Source organism: Streptomyces sp. VTCC 41912 (assembly GCF_045799175.1).
Lineage (GTDB): Bacteria > Actinomycetota > Actinomycetes > Streptomycetales > Streptomycetaceae > Streptomyces > Streptomyces albulus_C.
Map to the genome: position 1 here is coordinate 309,332 of NZ_JBJMAB010000008.1, position 16,163 is coordinate 325,494.

Below are 16,163 nucleotides of genomic sequence, written 5' to 3' on the forward strand. Positions count from 1 at the left end.
AGCGCCGCTCCCCAGGGCCGATCGAGGAGAACACCATGAACGGTGACATCCGCGCAGGCGTCATCGACGTCCACGCACACTGGCTGCCACGCGACCTGCTCGCCCTCCCACCCGGAAACCCGCTCGGCGGCATGAACGACCGCGACGGCGAACTCTTCCTGGGGGACATCCCGTTGTCGTTCCCGACCGCGGCGATGACCGACGTCGACACCATCGTCGCCGACACGCTGAAGGCCGGGCTCGGCGCGCGTGTCGTCTCCGCACCGCCCTTCGCCTTCCCCGTCCACGCTCCCGCCGAGGCGGACGACTACGTCACCGCCTACAACGAGCAGCTCGCCGACGCCGTGTCCCGTACGGATGGAACACTCGTCGGGCTCGGACTGGTCCGGCTGGACGACGTGGCCGCCGCCCGGCGGGAGCTGACACGGCTCGCTGCCGCGGAAGGCATCGCGGGCGTTGCCGTCCCACCCGTGGTCGACGGCCGGTCCTACGACCGGGGTGTGCCACGGGAGGTCCTCGGCGTCGCCGCCGAACTGGGGCTGTCCGTACTGGTCCACCCGATGCAACTGCCGCGCGCCGAATGGGACCGTCACTACCTGGTCAACCTCATCGGCAATCCGGTGGAGACCACGACCGCCGTGGCCGCCGTCCTGTTGGGCGGCGTCCTCGAAGAACTCCCCGACCTGCGGATCTGCTTCGTCCACGGCGGGGGCTGTGCCTCCTCCCTGCTGGGACGCTGGGGACACGGCTGGCGCTCCCGCGACGATGTGCACCGGGAAAGCACCCGTCCCCCGCGGAGTCCTTCGAACGCCTCTACTTCGACACGATCACCCACGACCCGGAGGTACTGAGACTGCTGCGGGCCCACGCCTCGCCCGACCGCATCGTCTGCGGCAGCGACTACCCCTTCGACATGGCGCAGCCCGACCCGGTCGGATACCTGCTGGAGCACGGGATCGACGCGGCGACGCTCGAAGAGAACGGTCGCAGGTTCCTCGGGACGAAGGCAGCGGACGCATCGCGATGACACGCTCGTCCGGCCGACGGCAGCCGACCGGACACGTCTGAGCCCCCTGAAACAGAATCAGGGGGCTCAGACGTATCCGGTGCGCCCCGTGGGGCGAGCGGACCCTGCGTCAGGACGGTGGCCTTGTCCAGGCGGGGTCGGCGGCCGAGAGACGGTGGGTCATCAGGGAGGTGAGGGCGAGGAGCAGCAGGGCCAGGCCCAGGGTGAGCACGAGGTGGCCGTGCAGCACCAGTTGGGCTCCGACGAGTGCGCCGAGGAACATCACCAGCACGGACAGGATCCGGCGGCCGGATCGCGGTGCCGCACCGCCGGCCGTCGGGGAGTCCGCGGCCAGCCCCGTCAGGGTCAGGGTCAGTACGGTCGTGGTGAGGTCCGGGACGCCGAGGCGCCGGGCGACGGCGTTCTGCAGGCCCATGGCGAGCCCGAGGAACACGATCAGTGTGTACTGGACGCCCGTGGTGACCCGGCCGTCGGTGACCGCGGCGGCAGCCACGGTGACGGCGACCAACACCGTCTGCACGGCGGTGGCCGTCTTCAGCAGCTTTCCGCGGTGGGTCGCGAACCGGGTGCCGAGCCTGCCCCCGGCGAGCGCGCCGACGAGGAATGCCGCCAGCGAGGCCAGGGAGGCGAGCACGGACAGGTTCGCGGCACCCACCAGGGCGAACCCCAGGAACACCACATTGCCGGTCATGTTGGCCACGAAGACGTGCCCGAGCCCCAGAAAGCTCACCGCGTCGATTAGACCGGTGACCACCGTCAGCGTCAGCATCAGGAGAGGCAATGGGCCGTGGCGGTCCTCTCCTGGTGGCGCGAGCGTGCCCGCCACGTCACTCAGCAGCCTGCGCATACCGGTTCCTTTCCGTTGTGGCGGGCGCGTGGTGCAGCACCACGCGGGTGAGCAGTCCGCTCGCCGGGCCGCCCTCGACTGCTGCGCCGCCAAGCTATTTCTCGCAAAAGCGCCCGGGTATCCCGGCAGTGCACTGGATACGTTCCGACAGTGCACTGCCTCTCCGCGCACTCCGGGAGCAACTCCGGTGCACTCTCGGGCAATTTCCGCAACCGGTGCGACTTAGCATGGCGGACCGACGACTCCGCAGACCTCCGCGCCTGCCCCGGAGCCGCCTCACCGTGCCGGCGAGACCGGCGCCCCACACCCACTAGGGAGTTCCCCATGTCCGACTCCGACTCCGACTCCGCCGCCGTCGTCCCGGCCCAGCCGGTCCTGGAACCGGCCGCGGCCGCGTTCGCCGAGGCCACGGCCAACCCGCCCTACCTCTTCGACCTGCCCCCGGCCGAGGGCCGCAAGGCGGTCGACGAGGTGCAGTCCGGCGAGATCGAGAAGCCGCTGGTCGACGAGGAGTGGATCACCGTCCAGGGTGGCCCGACGGGCAGTGTCCGCGCCCGCATCGTCAGGCCCGCCGGCGCCGAGGGGACCCTGCCGGTGATCCTCTACATCCACGGCGCGGGCTGGGTGTTCGGCAACGCCCACACCCACGACCGCCTGGTGCGCGAACTCGCCGTCGGCGCGGGCGCTGCCGTGGTGTTCCCCGAGTACGACCTGTCTCCCGAGGCCCGCTACCCGGTCGCCATCGAGCAGAACTACACCGTCGCGCGGTGGGTCGTGGAGCAGGGCGCGTCCAAGGGCCTCGACGGCTCCCGGCTGGCCGTCGCCGGCGACTCCGTCGGCGGCAACATGACCGCCGCCCTCACCCTGATGGCCAAGGAGCGCGGGGGGATCCCGCTGGTGCAGCAGGTGCTGTTCTACCCGGTGACCGACGCGAACTTCGACACCGACTCCTACCACCAGTTCGCCACCGGCTACTTCCTGCGCCGCGACGGCATGCAGTGGTTCTGGGACCAGTACACGACCGACGAGGCCGAGCGCGCCCAGATCACCGCCTCCCCGCTGCGCGCCACCACCGAGCAGCTCACCGGCCTGCCCCCGGCTCTGGTCATCACCGGCGAGGCCGACGTGCTCCGCGACGAGGGCGAGGCGTACGCCAACAAGCTGCGCAGGGCCGGCGTCCCGGTCACCGCCGTGCGCTTCCAGGGCATCATCCACGACTTCGTGATGCTCAACGCGCTGCGCGAGACCCACGCCGCCGAGGCCGCCATCACGCTGGCCACCGGCGTCCTGCGCACGGCGCTCCACGCGGGCTGACACCCCGCTTGGCGCCCACCTCCGCGGCGCCCGCGCGGACGGACACCTCGCACGGTGTCCGTCCGCGCGGCGCGTTCGCCCGGGCCCAGGGCCGGACCCGGCCGTGCGCCCCGGTCACCGACGCGGCATCGCCACCACCGCGACCAGGCCCGCCAGCAGCACACCGGCGAGCAGCACCGGTGCCGGGGACCAGGCGGCCGCCAGGACACCGACCGCGGCGACGGGGAACGGAATCCGCTCGGCCCGGCTCCTCTGGTGCGGCCGCAGGTGCACGACCCAGACCGTGATCAGGAAGACGGCCGCCGGAACGGTGACCGCGGCGCCGGCGGCCACCGACGAGGTCTGGGTGTGGCGCGTGACGTGATCGGCGTACGCGGCCAGGCCGGCGCCCTCCGCGGTCGCCGAGGCGAAGACCAGGTAGTGGCCGTAGGCCCAGAGGAACCTCCTGCGATGCGCCTGGTGCGTCGTGGCGAGCAGCGTGTGCGCGGGCCTGGCGAAGTACAGCCACCACATGGCGAAGGCCACCAGCAGGCCGCCCGCCGCCAGCGCGTACAGCGCACCGGTGCCCTGATGCCGGTCGAAGGCGCCGCGGACGGCGACGGTGGCGGCCGCGACGCACTCGCCGAGGACTATCAGGGTGAACAGTTCGTAGCGCTCGGCGATGTGGCGCGGATGCCAGGGCGTCATCCCGGCGGACTGCGCCCACACGGGCACGGACACCTCGGCCACGATCATCACCACGATGCCCGGCAGCCGCACCGGTTCGGGGACGAGGAGCAGTCCCACCCAGCCGAACTGACACACCATCACCCCGGCGGCGAAGCGCAACGCGGTCCTCCGCCGGGCGGGATCGGACAGCGCCGCACGCACCCACAGCGCGGCCAGCGTGGTCCGCAGTACGACGTACCCGAGCGTGATGATGTGCAGATCCCCGTGCTCGAAAGCGCGGCGCACACCGGCGGCGAGCACGAGCGAGCCCGTGATCTGCACCAGCACCGTCAGTCGGTACGTGACGTCGTCCGGGTCGTAGGCGGAGGCGAACCAGGTGAAGTTCATCCACGCCCACCAGATGGTGAAGAAGACCAGCGCGAAGCGCAGCGCGCCGCCGGCGTAGTCCCCCTCCGTCAGCGCGCCGCGCAGACTCGTGGACGCCTGCGCCACCGCGACGACGAAGCACAGGTCGAAGAAGAGCTCCAGCGAGGTGGCGGTCCGGTGCGGCTCGCCGGGGTTGCGGCCCACCATGGTGCGCCGCCGCCGGGCACGAGGGTCCGCCTGCAGGGTCGGGGCGCGGTTCAGTGGAGGGCTCCCAGCGCCGTCTCGATGGTCCGGTGGAAGGTGGGATAGGTGTAGATCATGTGCTGAAGGCGGTCGACGGGCACCTCGGCGTGCACGGCCACGTTCAGCCCGTACAGCACCTCGCCGCCCGCCGGCCCCGCCGAGGTCGCACCGACCAGCACGCCCCGGTCGGCATCTTCGACGAGCTTGATGAACCCCTCGTTGCCCGGCCCGTGGATCCAGCCGCGCGTGGAGGAAGCGAGGGCCACCACGCTGGTGCGCACGCGCAGGCCCTGCTCGCGCGCCTGACGCTCCGTCAGTCCCACGGCCCCGATCTCCGGATCGGTGAAGGTGACCCGGGGCAGCGCCCGGTAGTCGGCGTCGGGACCGGCCTGCCCGAGGATGTCCCGGACCGCGATCTCCGCCTGGTACATCGACACATGGGTGAACGAGCCCCGGCCGGCGATGTCGCCGACCGCCCACAGCCCCTCCCCGGCCCGCATCTGCCCGTCCGTGGCAACGGCTCCCGCTGCCGGATCGAGCCCCACGGTGTCGACCGCCAGCGGGGCCAGGTCGGCCTGGCGTCCGGTGGCGACCAGCAGCCGTTCGGCACTCAGCAGTTGCCCACTGCCCTCAAGGCGCACGGTGAATGCGTTGCCGACACGGTCGACCTGCCGCACCCGCGTGCCGGTGAGGACGGTGACGCCGTCGGCGCGCAGCGCGTCCGCGGCGAGCTCCCCGGCTTCGGGCTCCTCCTGCGCAAGCAGCCGGTCCTGCCCCTCGATCACCGTGACCGCGCACCGGAAGCGGGCGAAGACCTGGGCGAGTTCGACGCCGATGGCGCCTCCGCCGAGCACCACCATGGACGCCGGCAGTTCCTTCGCGGCCATGGCGTCCCGGTTGGTCCAGTACGGCGTTCCTTCCAGACCCGGCACCGGTGGGATCCGGGGCCGGGTACCGGTGGCCAGCACGACACCGCGCCGGGCCTCGAACGTACGGTCGTCGACCGTCACCCGGCGCGGCCCGGCGAGGCGCCCCGTCCCCCGGACGAGCCGCCCGCCCTTCGCCGTGAAGCGGTCCGCGGCCACCTGGTCGTTCCAGTCGGCGGTGGCCTCGTCGCGGATCCGTCCGGCGACCCTGGCCCAGTCCGGCGTCACCACCGCCGCACCGGCGAGGGCGGAGACCCGGCCCGCCTCGGCGAGCAGGTTCCCGGCCCGGATCATCATCTTGCTGGGCACGCATGCCCAGTACGGACACTCGCCGCCGACGAGTTCCGCCTCGACCCCCACCACGTCCAGCCCCGCTTCGGCCAGCGTGCCGGCGACGTACTCGCCGCCCGGCCCCAGCCCGAGCACCACCACATCCGCCTGCTCGTTCGCGCTCATGCCTCTCCTCGTTCCGCCCGTTCTCCGGGCATGGACTGCCCCGCCGACGCTAGAGCGGCCCGGCGGCGCCCCGAGTCCGCCCGCGCACAGAGGCTTGCCCGAGAGCGAACGCCGAGGACGGGGGCCGGGCGCAGTGCGCTGGCGGGGGCCACCGCGTGCACTGCCGGTCAAGACACCCACCGACCGGGCACCTGGCGTCACCGGAATACCCACAGCACGGCACCACAGGAGATGCACCATGACCATCAACTCCCCGGCCACACACGGCAGTCAGCCCTGGCTGCACCAGAAGGGCGCGGTGATCCGGGAGTTCGGGACCGTCAAGCAGCTCCCGGTCGCGCTGTCCTACGACGCGCGGATGTACTCCTGCCAGCGCCTGAACAAGGCCCTCGCGGACACCCAGATGCTCCACGGCCTCTACAAGAAGCACCACTGGCTGATGCGCGGGGCGACCTTCTACCAGCTGCACCTGGTCCTGGACAAGCACGCGGGCGAACAGCTCGACATCGTCGACACCCTCGCCGAACGCGTCCAGTCCCTGGGCGGCGTCGCGGTGGGAGACCCCCGGCACGCCGCCGAGATCACGTCGGTCCCGCGGCCCCCGGACGGGGTGGAAGAGGTGCCGGCCATGCTGTCCCGGCTGCTGGAGGCCCACGAGACCATCCTCATCGACGCCCACGACGCCGCCGCCCGGACCGCCGAGTACGGTGACGACGGCACCATCGACCTGCTGGTCTCCCAGGTGATCCGGACCGGCGAACGGCAGGCGTGGTTCCTGGCCGAGCATCTGCTCGACACGCCGCTGGCCCGCGCCTGAGGAAGGACCGCGCTCGGGGCCGTCGCGGTTCAAGGCCACACGGTGGAAGTGAAGGTCGTCGAGTTGCCTGCGCCGGCCGTCGCCGTCGCAGGCGACCTCCTTCTTCTTCTCCTCCTCCTTCTTCTTCTTCTTCGATTTCTTCGATCTGATCGACCCGGGTGCCCTCGCGGGCAAGCCGGTCACGGCGCCGGTTCACCGTACGGTCGGGGAGTTGGGCGAAGCGACGCGGCCCGCCGCGGAGCCCGGCGCGGTGGGCGCTCGCCGGGTGGGCCCCGGGCAGGCCGTCGTCGGAGACCGCCTCCGGCCGCCCCCGGGTCCGGAACCGCGGCCGCCGCCATGGCGCCCGCGGACCGCGGCTTTCGTCAGCCGGCCGCCGCGAACGCGCCGTGCGCCCAGTAGGCGAAGCTGGTCCAGGGGATCTTCGGATGGGCGGCGTGCAGTGCGGGAATGTCGACGCGATAGCCGGTTCCGTTCATGAACGTCCACATCGCATGCATGTCCGGGTTGCCGATCGACGTCAGCGGCATCTGTTCATGGCGGACCTCCCGGCCCAGCGCCGCGCCGAGCGTGGCCGCCATCTGCGCGGGAGTGGGCGCGTCGCCGGCCAGCTCGATCCGCTGCCCTACGTAGGGGGCGGGATCGAGCAGCACTTCCGCCGCGAAGGCGCCGAGGTCGGGGCGCGCCAACTGCTGCAGCGGCCGGTCGGACGGCAGCGGCAGATCGAGAACGCCGCCGCGGATGCGCTCCGCGCCGCCCAGGGCGTTGTTGCTCGTGCGGCGGATCGTGCGGGTTCCCATCGAGATGCCTTCCAGCGAGGTGGGCCTGTGCGGCGCCGGGGGCTCGCCCTCGCGTTGGCGCGCCCCCGGGCGGTGGGTCACTCCTTCTTCTTGTTCCAGTCGCCCACCCTTGTGTTAGGGCTTGCGGTGTTCCGGAATAGCCTCGGTCAAGAAGTTGAGCGCCTGACGCACCGGCTGCCCGGCGATGCCGGCAGCCGCAGGATCGGAAGCACCTCGCTGGCGTTCACGATCGACGACACCGACGTCAGGGTCAGTCCCCACCCGCCGTCGTACCCCTGGTGGTGCAACAAGGTCCGAGCAGCCTCACCCGCCCTTGCCTGAAACGCCGAAAGCCCCGCACGCGCCTTCCCCATGGATGTCCTCCACCGCCGAATCCGCATGGCTCCGACCGGACCGTACCCAACTCCATGTTTTAGCTGGAGTATGCCTTGCCACCGCGGACGCGATCGGGGCGGCTGCGGGGCCGGCCCGGTCCGCGCCGCTGGATCCGCAGGCCCTCCAGCACGGGGATGAACATGGGGCTGTCGCACCGCTGGCCTGGGGAGGTCTGCCAGGTCAGCGGGCGGGCCCGGTCGTCGGCCAGGAGATGGACTTTGCTGGTCAGTCCGCCCCGTGAGCGTCCCAGCGCCTCACGCCCATCGGCTTCCACACGCGAACCGTCCCCTTTTGCGGAAAGTCCCGCGGCGGCCGGCGGCCGGCGGCGGGCACTGGCTGCGTGCTGGTGCGCCCGGCAGGACGTGGAGTCGATGTTCACCGCCCATTCCCGCCGGCGCCGCACGGAGCCCGAAGGCTCTTGCGCAGTCGAGTTCTACGACCCCAGCCGGGACTTCTCTGTCCTGGTGCGCGGCGCGGATCTGGGGCAGCTGGGCGACGCACACCAAGGAGCACGCGAGAACGGTGCGCGGGACGGCACATCCGTCATCTGGTCGAAGCGACACGGCACGGATCCGTGGATCAACCTCTCTCGTAGCCGCCCTGGCGGGCACCGTGCGCCGCTGGGAGACCAAACGCCTAGAGCTGCGGGACGCACGGGTCTGGTTCGTCGTCCTGCCACACTCCTACGCAGGCGCCGCACACGTACCAGAGGCTCCTGAAGAGGGTATGGTCGAACCTGCAGCAGTAATCGCGGCACCACATGACCAGCCCAGTGCACATGGTACGAGATATGCATTGCGCAAACTGCTGTGGAATGACCGTCTGGCCATAGTCGTTGACCGGCGCTTCAACGGGCCGCTGTGCATAGGAGCGGCCTGACTTATAGACCGCCTCAGCGGCGGTGAATCTTGGCATACTCATTTCAGTGCCCTTTGAAACATCCAACTTCACTGGTACCGCTCACGGTTCGGCATTCCGATCCGGCAGCGCAACACACTTTCCCGCCGCAACAGGATTTTCCGGATGGGCAGGTAGTGCTCTGGCAGCAGACACCTGGCGGGCAGCATTGCCCGTCGATGCAGCTCTCTCCCTGCTTACAGCAGTGGTTGTCGCAGATGCTGGAACCCTCGGGGCAACAGTGGTTGCCTTCTGTAACGCGTTCGGGCGGGCAGCAGCCTTCTGTCGTGCAATTCTGTCCTGGCTGGCAACAGTGGTTGCCACAGACGCGATCTGGCGGGCAGCACCCATCCGCGGTACAACCGTCTCCCATTGCACAGCACTGCTGGTTGCAGACGGGGTTGCCGACAGGGCATGGGCCTGCGGTGGTGCATTGCTCCAAACCCGGCGTGTAACAACCTCCGATGCAGCATGCCTGGCCGGGAGGGCAACAACGCAGCTCCTCATTGAAACCGACGGCGACCCAGCAGCACTCGTGGTCCGCGGGACAGCATCCCCCGCCTGTCCCTTGCAGAGGACAGAATCTTTCTCCACTGGGGCAGCTGACGCTGATGTCACTGCAAATACCCTGGCACGCGCCGCTGCACTCCTCTCTTAGGGTTTCAGGATCGTCGACCCCCTCGCTTACACCCTTCTGCACGCAGTCGTCTATGCATTTATTCATGCAGCCCGGTGTTCCAGGTATTGCGGTTGCCAGTGCCACAGATGGCGGCGCTGAGCGGGACTCGCATACCATGCGGTACTGGCGAGCCGTCTTATAAAGAGAGAACCCGGCGCTGAAGTGGGGGATCAGCATCTTCCGCCGCCCTCCCCGACCTCATCGGTCGTAGTATGGCGACAGTTTCGTCACGATGAACGGGAACATCTCTGCGGCATCCACACGGACGAAGAACTTCTCCGTGAAGTCCGTCTGCCGGTCGGAGTAGGAGAAGACGACATCGAGGATCTTGCGGACGCCGCTGAGGCGTGACGGGCGGACCTCGACCGCGGACAACGAAGCCCCCTGGGAGAAAGCTTCGACGCTCTTCGTGTAGATCGCGGGATAGCGCACGGCGAGGTAGTTCAAGACGCGGTGCTCATCCAGGGTGCCAGCATTGTCGGCCACCTGCTTGATCCTTGTCAGGAGTTCTTCCGCCGCCGCCGTGAATATCTCCTCAGACGTTCCCTCAGGTCTCGGGATCGCCCTGACGAGTGAGTCGGCGTCGAACGAATATATCTGGTCGAAAATGGCCACAGGGACGACCAGGCCATTACACAGATCGGGCGGCGCCAGTGGGCCGCGTAGGCCTATGACGACATCCAGGTCAGTGGGGCGGGGTAGCGGTCGAATGGCCTCGACCAGCAGATTGAAATCGAAGGGGTCGCGCGGTTGCAGGATGTAGGTCTCCGTATCCTGCACGGTGAGAACATAACAGAGCTGCTTGACCAGGTAGCGGTTTTCCGGGCTTGACAGAACGGCATGGACAGCCTGCCGGTCGGTCAGGTTCGCGGTTTCTGCCCGCCCGATCGCCTGGGCGAACTCCTTCTCCGCGCCCAGACTGGGGAATCTGGGTTCTATCCGGCCTAGGGCGTAGACGTAGGGGTTTGCGATCGAATTGGCACCTGGGGATTCCGTAGCTCCGCGACCCGCGCAGTCACACTGCCGGGCTGTACTCCCCGGGAATCGTGGTGAGTTCGTATCCTGTTGCCTTCCGGGACTAGGCAATGCTTCGGCTACGCCCTCAGGCGTCCCCTCGTCCCGGGGTTGCACGGTTCCTGCGTCATTGCTCTCCATGGCGTACCTCGTTCCTGTTGTGTACGGCACGAATTCCGGCGGGCTCGGTGAGAATGCACGTTGGGCTAGTGACGGTGACGGCCGGAAAATCCGACCCACCGGTTCAGTGTCCTAGCGCGTCGTTCGCACCCGGCGCAGGGCTTAATGCCAAGGGAATAGGACGCGCGTTTTAAGGCACTGCCGAGTCCAATGTCGTCCTCGTTGACGAAGCCAGGAAGACGTACCCGAGGGCGCTGGCTTGCGGCCTGCTCATGATCGGAACTCTGCTGCCGATCCTCAGTCATGGCTCCCATCTCCTTCTCGGAGCATCCGCAGGCCCTGATAGGCCGCCCACGCGTCGAGCAGGGGTGGGACGACTGTCTTCCGCCGATGCGCCGCAGTGTTCGTCAGCACAGACCGCACCTCCACTGCGGGCGCAGCGGGGAATTGTGACCACAACAGCGCGACCGCGCCCGTGACGAAAGGGGCGGCCGCGCTCGTTCCCTGAAACGTGAGAGGGGGGCCTTCTGCCCCAAGGCTGGTGACGCGCGCACCCGGTGCTGCCAGTCCGCGCCTTCCGATGGAGTTGCCGAGGTTCGACAGCGCCATCGGTCTACCCCCAAGGTCGCAGGCGACCACGGGTATCACCCACGGATGGCGAGTCAGTGGCGAAGTTCCCAGCGCGCCCTGATTTCCTGCGGAGACAACGATGATCACACCCCGATGCGCCGCGTGGTCGAGGGCCTCTTCAAGGCCAGGATTGCGAGTGTTCGATGGTTGAGCCAGCGCCAGGCTTAAATTGATGACCCGCACACGAGCCTCGACGGTCTCGATAATGGCATCCGCCAGTTCCTGCGGATCCGCCGTCGGTGTCTGTCCGTTGCCGCGCTTGGACGGTGCGAACGCAGGCCGCACGAGGAGGACGCAACCCGGGCAGATCGCCGGCGCGACGGATCCCCGCCTGGCTGCCAGGACACCAGCAACGAACGTCGCGTGCGCGCACGACTCCTGGTTGACATCGAGGGGAACCTGCGAGGCAGACAGAACGCGGACTCGATCTCGCGCCAGGTCGGGATGATCAAGTGCTGGCATACCGTCGATCAAACCAACCCTGACATGCGGGGCTCCCTCACCCAGCTCCATCAGACGAGCGAGGTTGACCAGTGCAAGATGCCTGTCGACACAGGTCATGTTTTTACTCTACCCGACGTAAATCACCCAAAACTGGATGCACTGTTACAAGAGTTCCCTCCCTGCCAGTGTGCCCGGAGGTGCCCGGTGTGACGGGTTCGCCTTGTGGGGCCGGACGGGAGACGCGCACCCGCATGACCAGCACCGACGCGCAGATATCTCCGTCCGGAGAGCCCACGCCGAAGCCCAGGCGGCGAACGTGCCCGCCGGAGTACAAGCTGCGGATCGTGGCCGAGTACGGCGCCGCGCCGAACGGGGAGAAGGGCGCGATCCTGAGCCGTGAGCGGCTCTACCACTCACACATCATCGAGTGGCGTGCCGGCCGGGACGCGGGCGCGATGACCAGCCCTGGTCGACAAGCGCCCCCCAGGCCCGCAAGGCTTCGGCGTAGTCGGCCGGTGTCTGGTTCATGACGGTTCGTTGGGTGGTGGGGGTGGAGGCAGGACAGCACGGGCTTCCAAGGTCAAGGAGTTCTCTACGCCCCGAAACCTGCCTGGACGGCCGTGCCTGCCGACGCGGCATCTCCGATCCCGCCTGCCCTTGACCAACTCCGCGCGCAGCGCGACGTGGATCCTGGGGAGGTGCCCGACCTGCTGGAGCGGCTGGCCCGGGTGCCGGACCCCGCGGTGTGTGGCACGCGCTGGCCGTCGTCCTCGTCGTAACGGCGTGCGCGGCGCCGGCCGGGGCGACCTCGTTGCTGGCGGTCGGCGAGTGGATCGCGGACGCGCCGCCGCACGTGCTGGAACGGCTTAGCGTGCGCCCCGATCCGGTGCTGCCACGGCGGCAGCGGGAAGTCGAGATGAGGCGCAGGGCGGGCGTCGCAGGGACTGTGCACTGCCCACCCCCGGCATGAGCCACTGGTGCGAGGCCGAAGCTGTAGCTGCTCAACTCGGGAAGCGTCAGCCCCATGTCGCTGGCGGCGCCCCTGATCGACCTGTGCGCAGTCCGCATGGCGGCGAAGACCTTGGCGAACATCTGGCTGGTCTCCCGCGGCAGTCCCTCATCGAACGTCCCGGCGCTGTAGCCGTCCTGGCCGAGGTGCTTGACGACATCGTCGAATCGCCAACCGGTGAGCTGCCCCATGCCGTTGAGACGGCACGCCAGCGCCATCGCGGACACCTTCCACCGGCGCTCAGCACCTTCGCGGCCACCTACCGGCGGATGACCCACCACCGCGACATCGCCGACGCCCTCGGCGACCAGGACTACTGACCCCTGGCGTGGATGCCGGCGCCCGGGCTCTCGGGGGTCGGGCACCGGAATCGGGACGCCGCTGCATCCCGCACCAGTGCACCGCTGCCGGTCCACTCCCGGCATCTGCTTTGTCTGGTGTGGGGTGTGGCCCGGTCTTGATTGTGTCAGCGGGTGGATCGCCGTTTGGTCACGTATCGGGCGACCCGGGTGGTGCCCATGATTACCGCTGCTGCGACGATCCCTCCGGCCAGCCCCCACAGGACGCTGGCCACGAAGGGCTGGTCATGCAGGCTGAGGCCGAGGACCACCCCCAGTCCGCCCAACACGGCGAGTGAGACGGTCCGCTCAAGGCCGGGGTATCGGCTTACCGAGTCGTCTGTCATTTCGGTGCTCCTCACAGGTCATGTCGTCCGGGATCGAAGGATGACGGCGCCGGCTGTCAGCTGAGAAGCCCGCTGATCGCCCCGGTGACGCCACCGGCCACACCTGATGCGACAGCTCCGGGCAGGCACCCGACTCCTCCGGCGAGGGCCCCAGCCGCACATCCACCGACCATGCCGGCGGCGGTTCCCTTGGCCGCATCGTCCAGCCACTTGGGGTCGGCGACGACGGGGAATGCCGTGGAGCCCGCGATCTGTACCGCTTGGACGAGGGTGTTGCCGTCGACGCGGTAGCTGGTGGGTACGGGGTTGCCGTGGGCGTCCTTGGCCCAGGGGGTGGCGAAACCGCCGAGGAAAGTGCCGTTCTTGTCGATGGCGGCGACCGCGCCGTTGTCCAGTTTGACCAGGCGGGCGCCGGCGGGCAGGCCGATGTCGTAGCGCTGTTCGCGCGGGGCGGTGGCGTCCTTGAGGACGGCCAGGGCGCGGATGCCACCGTCGGTAGTGGGCTGGACGGCGAGGTCGGTGGCCTGGGCTGCGCCAGGGTAGACGGTGGTGTTCTTGCCGGCCTTGGCACCGGTGACGCTCTTGGTGCCGGGAAGGGCGATGGAGATGGCGTCACCCGTCGCGGTGGTGGCCTTCGCGTCTCCGGTGGAACGGTGGGGGATCGTGGTGCCCGGGGCCGGGGCCGGGGCGATGTCGGTGGTGCCGGTGGCTTTCTCGATCACGGCTGCGGTCCGCTCGGCCGGGGAGGGGGTGTCGCTGGCGAAGGCGGCGGGGGCGGCCCCGAGGGTGAGTGCGGCCGCGCTGAGGGTGGCGACGAGGGTGCTGGCTATGCGCTGGCGGTGGTTCATGAAGGCCCTTCGTAGGCAGATTCGCAAGCCCCTGGCGCTAGGCGTTGGCATATGCCAGGGGTAGGTGATCTTGAGACTGGCATATGCGGCAGGGTGCCGAAAGGTTGAACAGGTGATTGCCCCGAGAATCGGGGCTCTGGACCCCGAGCCTGTGGGCCGGATGGCTGGGCCGGCTATCGATGAGGCCCAAGGGATTTGCGTGATAGCCGGGACTTTGGTCCCGGGCCGGCGAACTGCTCTGGCTGGGACCGCTACTGTCGGCCCGGCCCTCCGCCAGCAACCGCGCGTCAAACGGGACACCATTGGCCGGCGCCCTGACCGCCGACGCCGTTGCGCTGGAGGCCCGCAAGGCCGCCCAGGCGGAGGACGAACCAACCGTCAGCGCATTCGTTCCGGGGCTGCCCGGCGAGACGCCGGCGACCGTCACGTCGCTGCACGAGTGGCGACTCGCCCACCTCCCGCCGGACACCAGGCCGTTGCCGTCGGTGCCCCCTACGACCAACTGCTCCGACGCCGCCGCACCGGCGGCAGCGATCACCATGAGGGAGAAGCCCAGTGACCCTGCCCCGCCAGCGAGGCCTGACCGAGCAGGCCGCCGACGAGAAGCAGCTCAACAAGACCATCGCCCGCTACGGCCGCGTCGATCTCCTCTGCATCGACGAACTCGGCTACATGGAACTCGACCGCCACGGCGCCGAACTCCTCTTCCAGGTCCTGACCGAGCGGGAAGTGAAGAACAGCGTCGCGATCGCCTCCAACGAGTCCTTCGGCGGATGGACCAAGACGTTCACGGATCCTCGCCTCTGCGCGGCCATCGTCGACCGTCTGACCTTCAACGGCACGATCATCGAAACCGGCACCGACTCCTATCGCCTCGCCAGCACCCGGGCCCGGGCAGAAGAGCCCGCTGCGGCCAGCTGACTCCTGCGGGTTCCGTCCCACGCGCTGACGCTATTTCTCGTGAACATTCCCGAGCCCGTCGAGCTCCAACTGCTGCCCAAAGTGCCGGACAAACGCTGCTACTGAAAGTGGACGAAGCCACCCAAGGCCAAGCGGTTGCCCAGCAGGGCGGCCCGCGGAGCCTGGCCGAAGATCTGACGTCGGGTTGGGGCGAGTGGCAGCGGGCGGGCGCTCCGGAGGTCTACGACTTCGGCATGACGCGTACGCCCGAGGCCCAGTACCTGTGGGCGCACGACCCCGAGACGGGGCCGCGCTGGGGCCACCGCGAGCTGACCGGCGACGTCCTGGCTGCGTGAGGCCGGCCCGCGCTCAGCAGCGGGTACGGGCCCGCCGGCGTGCCGGCGCTGGCCAAGGCTGGCATCATCCCGCCGCGCTCCAAGGGTGCGAAGCCGTGGCAGTGGCAGGCGGCGCCGAAGGATGGGTTTCACGTGCTACGGCACACCTACGCCTCCCTGTTGCTGGGGCGGGGGAGTCCGTGGTTACTGTCGCGCGATGGCTCGGGCACTCATCGCCGGCCATCACGCTCGGTTACTATGCCCACTTCATGCGGGAGGCCGGAAGCAAGGGGCGAACCGCCATTGACGGGCTACTCGGGCGACAGGGGTGATCTGTGCGCCCGTCGATTCTCCCCAGATTCTCCCCAGGGCCGATTTCGGGGTGAGTGCCTCCTCGGCGGCACGAGCAGGTAACGGCCGTCCGGTCGGCCTCCCTCGCGGGCGCCTGACGCTCGGCAGAGCGTGCCACATCCACTGCTCTCTCGCGGCGAGGAGGGCAACCATGCGCCGGACCCGACTCACGGTGCTCGCCATCGCGGTGGGTGCGGCTCCCGGTGTCGCTCGCCCACCGACGCACCGACGGGCGAACGATCGATGTCGAGGTGTCCCGTCTGGTGGGCGCGAAACCTTGCACCCCTCCGGTCGCCCTCGTCGGCGGTCTGTCCGTTTGGTGGGTGGGGGGAATTCGGTTGGGAGCCAGTGGGTGGAGGCTTTGGCTCGGGCGGTGAGGTGGGTGATGTAGGCGTTGCGGACGTCTGTTGTGGT

14 protein-coding genes and 1 pseudogene are annotated in these 16,163 nt (G+C 69.2%); 6 read left to right on the forward strand and 9 right to left on the reverse strand.

Going from position 1 to position 16,163, the window contains the following annotated elements; translation table 11 throughout:
* Nucleotides 1-35 precede the first annotated feature (35 nt).
* Nucleotides 36-851 carry an amidohydrolase family protein gene (locus ACJ6WD_RS15520; protein ID WP_407615982.1) on the forward strand — a complete coding sequence of 272 codons (816 nt, stop codon included), beginning with the start codon at nt 36-38 and terminating at the stop codon, nt 849-851.
* A gap of 285 nt (nt 852-1,136) precedes the next feature.
* On the opposite strand, the gene ACJ6WD_RS15525 is transcribed toward ACJ6WD_RS15520, so the two are convergent.
* Nucleotides 1,137-1,874 carry a YoaK family protein gene (locus ACJ6WD_RS15525; RefSeq protein WP_407615983.1) on the reverse strand — a complete coding sequence of 246 codons (738 nt, stop codon included), beginning with the start codon at nt 1,872-1,874 and terminating at the stop codon, nt 1,137-1,139.
* Between the two features lie 324 nt (nt 1,875-2,198).
* Between ACJ6WD_RS15525 and ACJ6WD_RS15530 the strand changes: the two genes are divergently transcribed.
* Nucleotides 2,199-3,188 carry an alpha/beta hydrolase gene (locus tag ACJ6WD_RS15530; RefSeq protein ID WP_407615984.1) on the forward strand — a complete coding sequence of 330 codons (990 nt, stop codon included), beginning with the start codon at nt 2,199-2,201 and terminating at the stop codon, nt 3,186-3,188.
* 114 nt (nt 3,189-3,302) lie between these two features.
* Here ACJ6WD_RS15530 and ACJ6WD_RS15535 read toward each other — a convergent pair whose 3' ends face one another.
* The gene (locus tag ACJ6WD_RS15535; protein ID WP_407615985.1) at nt 3,303-4,430 is read right to left on the reverse strand and encodes a low temperature requirement protein A; all 1,128 of its coding nucleotides are present in this window, start codon (nt 4,428-4,430) and stop codon (nt 3,303-3,305) included.
* 50 nt (nt 4,431-4,480) lie between these two features.
* On the reverse strand, nt 4,481-5,848 hold the full coding sequence (locus tag ACJ6WD_RS15540; RefSeq protein ID WP_376446928.1) for a dihydrolipoyl dehydrogenase family protein: 1,368 nt from the start codon (nt 5,846-5,848) through the stop codon (nt 4,481-4,483).
* Nucleotides 5,849-6,086: 238 nt separating this feature from the next.
* Between ACJ6WD_RS15540 and ACJ6WD_RS15545 the strand changes: the two genes are divergently transcribed.
* Nucleotides 6,087-6,665 (forward strand): Dps family protein, encoded by a 579-nt coding sequence (locus ACJ6WD_RS15545; protein ID WP_407615986.1) that lies wholly within the window; start codon nt 6,087-6,089, stop codon nt 6,663-6,665.
* Nucleotides 6,666-7,027: 362 nt separating this feature from the next.
* On the opposite strand, the gene ACJ6WD_RS15550 is transcribed toward ACJ6WD_RS15545, so the two are convergent.
* The 4 genes from ACJ6WD_RS15550 to ACJ6WD_RS15565 all read right to left on the reverse strand — a co-directional run bounded on the left by ACJ6WD_RS15550 (nt 7,028) and on the right by ACJ6WD_RS15565 (nt 11,738).
* Entirely contained in the window at nt 7,028-7,462 is a 435-nt protein-coding gene (locus ACJ6WD_RS15550) for an NmrA family NAD(P)-binding protein (protein ID WP_407615987.1), read from the reverse strand.
* Nucleotides 7,463-7,874: 412 nt separating this feature from the next.
* Nucleotides 7,875-8,111 carry a hypothetical protein gene (locus ACJ6WD_RS15555; RefSeq protein WP_407615988.1) on the reverse strand — a complete coding sequence of 79 codons (237 nt, stop codon included), beginning with the start codon at nt 8,109-8,111 and terminating at the stop codon, nt 7,875-7,877.
* Nucleotides 8,112-9,611: 1,500 nt separating this feature from the next.
* Nucleotides 9,612-10,568, reverse strand: a complete 957-nt coding sequence (locus tag ACJ6WD_RS15560; protein ID WP_407615989.1) for a hypothetical protein — start codon at nt 10,566-10,568, stop codon at nt 9,612-9,614.
* A gap of 276 nt (nt 10,569-10,844) precedes the next feature.
* The gene (locus tag ACJ6WD_RS15565; protein WP_233655823.1) at nt 10,845-11,738 is read right to left on the reverse strand and encodes a S8 family serine peptidase; all 894 of its coding nucleotides are present in this window, start codon (nt 11,736-11,738) and stop codon (nt 10,845-10,847) included.
* Between the two features lie 936 nt (nt 11,739-12,674).
* On the opposite strand from ACJ6WD_RS15565, the gene ACJ6WD_RS15570 reads away from it, so the two are divergent.
* Complete coding sequence (locus ACJ6WD_RS15570) at nt 12,675-12,950, forward strand: hypothetical protein (RefSeq protein WP_331246227.1); 276 nt, start codon at nt 12,675-12,677, stop codon at nt 12,948-12,950.
* Nucleotides 12,951-13,096: 146 nt separating this feature from the next.
* Here ACJ6WD_RS15570 and ACJ6WD_RS15575 read toward each other — a convergent pair whose 3' ends face one another.
* Both ACJ6WD_RS15575 and ACJ6WD_RS15580 read right to left on the reverse strand, forming a co-directional pair.
* Nucleotides 13,097-13,315 (reverse strand): hypothetical protein, encoded by a 219-nt coding sequence (locus tag ACJ6WD_RS15575; protein ID WP_331246228.1) that lies wholly within the window; start codon nt 13,313-13,315, stop codon nt 13,097-13,099.
* Between the two features lie 56 nt (nt 13,316-13,371).
* Nucleotides 13,372-14,163 carry a hypothetical protein gene (locus ACJ6WD_RS15580; RefSeq protein WP_233655820.1) on the reverse strand — a complete coding sequence of 264 codons (792 nt, stop codon included), beginning with the start codon at nt 14,161-14,163 and terminating at the stop codon, nt 13,372-13,374.
* A gap of 588 nt (nt 14,164-14,751) precedes the next feature.
* On the opposite strand from ACJ6WD_RS15580, the pseudogene ACJ6WD_RS15585 reads away from it, so the two are divergent.
* Together ACJ6WD_RS15585 and ACJ6WD_RS15590 are read left to right on the forward strand one after the other, a co-directional pair.
* A pseudogene (locus ACJ6WD_RS15585) lies at nt 14,752-15,084 on the forward strand (ATP-binding protein); the annotation flags it as partial.
* 107 nt (nt 15,085-15,191) lie between these two features.
* Complete coding sequence (locus ACJ6WD_RS15590; protein ID WP_407615990.1) at nt 15,192-15,419, forward strand: hypothetical protein; 228 nt, start codon at nt 15,192-15,194, stop codon at nt 15,417-15,419.
* The last annotated feature ends 744 nt before the right edge of the window (nt 15,420-16,163 follow it).

Coding starts and splice junctions, on each gene's coding strand:
- ACJ6WD_RS15565 (WP_233655823.1), bottom strand. CDS start 11,738: ATGACCTGTGTCGACAGGCATCTTGCACTGGTCAACCTCGCTCGTCTG.
- ACJ6WD_RS15525 (WP_407615983.1), bottom strand. CDS start 1,874: ATGCGCAGGCTGCTGAGTGACGTGGCGGGCACGCTCGCGCCACCAGGA.
- ACJ6WD_RS15530 (WP_407615984.1), top strand. CDS start 2,199: ATGTCCGACTCCGACTCCGACTCCGCCGCCGTCGTCCCGGCCCAGCCG.
- ACJ6WD_RS15575 (WP_331246228.1), bottom strand. CDS start 13,315: ATGACAGACGACTCGGTAAGCCGATACCCCGGCCTTGAGCGGACCGTC.
- ACJ6WD_RS15580 (WP_233655820.1), bottom strand. CDS start 14,163: ATGAACCACCGCCAGCGCATAGCCAGCACCCTCGTCGCCACCCTCAGC.
- ACJ6WD_RS15550 (WP_407615987.1), bottom strand. CDS start 7,462: ATGGGAACCCGCACGATCCGCCGCACGAGCAACAACGCCCTGGGCGGC.
- ACJ6WD_RS15540 (WP_376446928.1), bottom strand. CDS start 5,848: ATGAGCGCGAACGAGCAGGCGGATGTGGTGGTGCTCGGGCTGGGGCCG.
- ACJ6WD_RS15535 (WP_407615985.1), bottom strand. CDS start 4,430: ATGGTGGGCCGCAACCCCGGCGAGCCGCACCGGACCGCCACCTCGCTG.
- ACJ6WD_RS15560 (WP_407615989.1), bottom strand. CDS start 10,568: ATGGAGAGCAATGACGCAGGAACCGTGCAACCCCGGGACGAGGGGACG.
- ACJ6WD_RS15545 (WP_407615986.1), top strand. CDS start 6,087: ATGACCATCAACTCCCCGGCCACACACGGCAGTCAGCCCTGGCTGCAC.
- ACJ6WD_RS15520 (WP_407615982.1), top strand. CDS start 36: ATGAACGGTGACATCCGCGCAGGCGTCATCGACGTCCACGCACACTGG.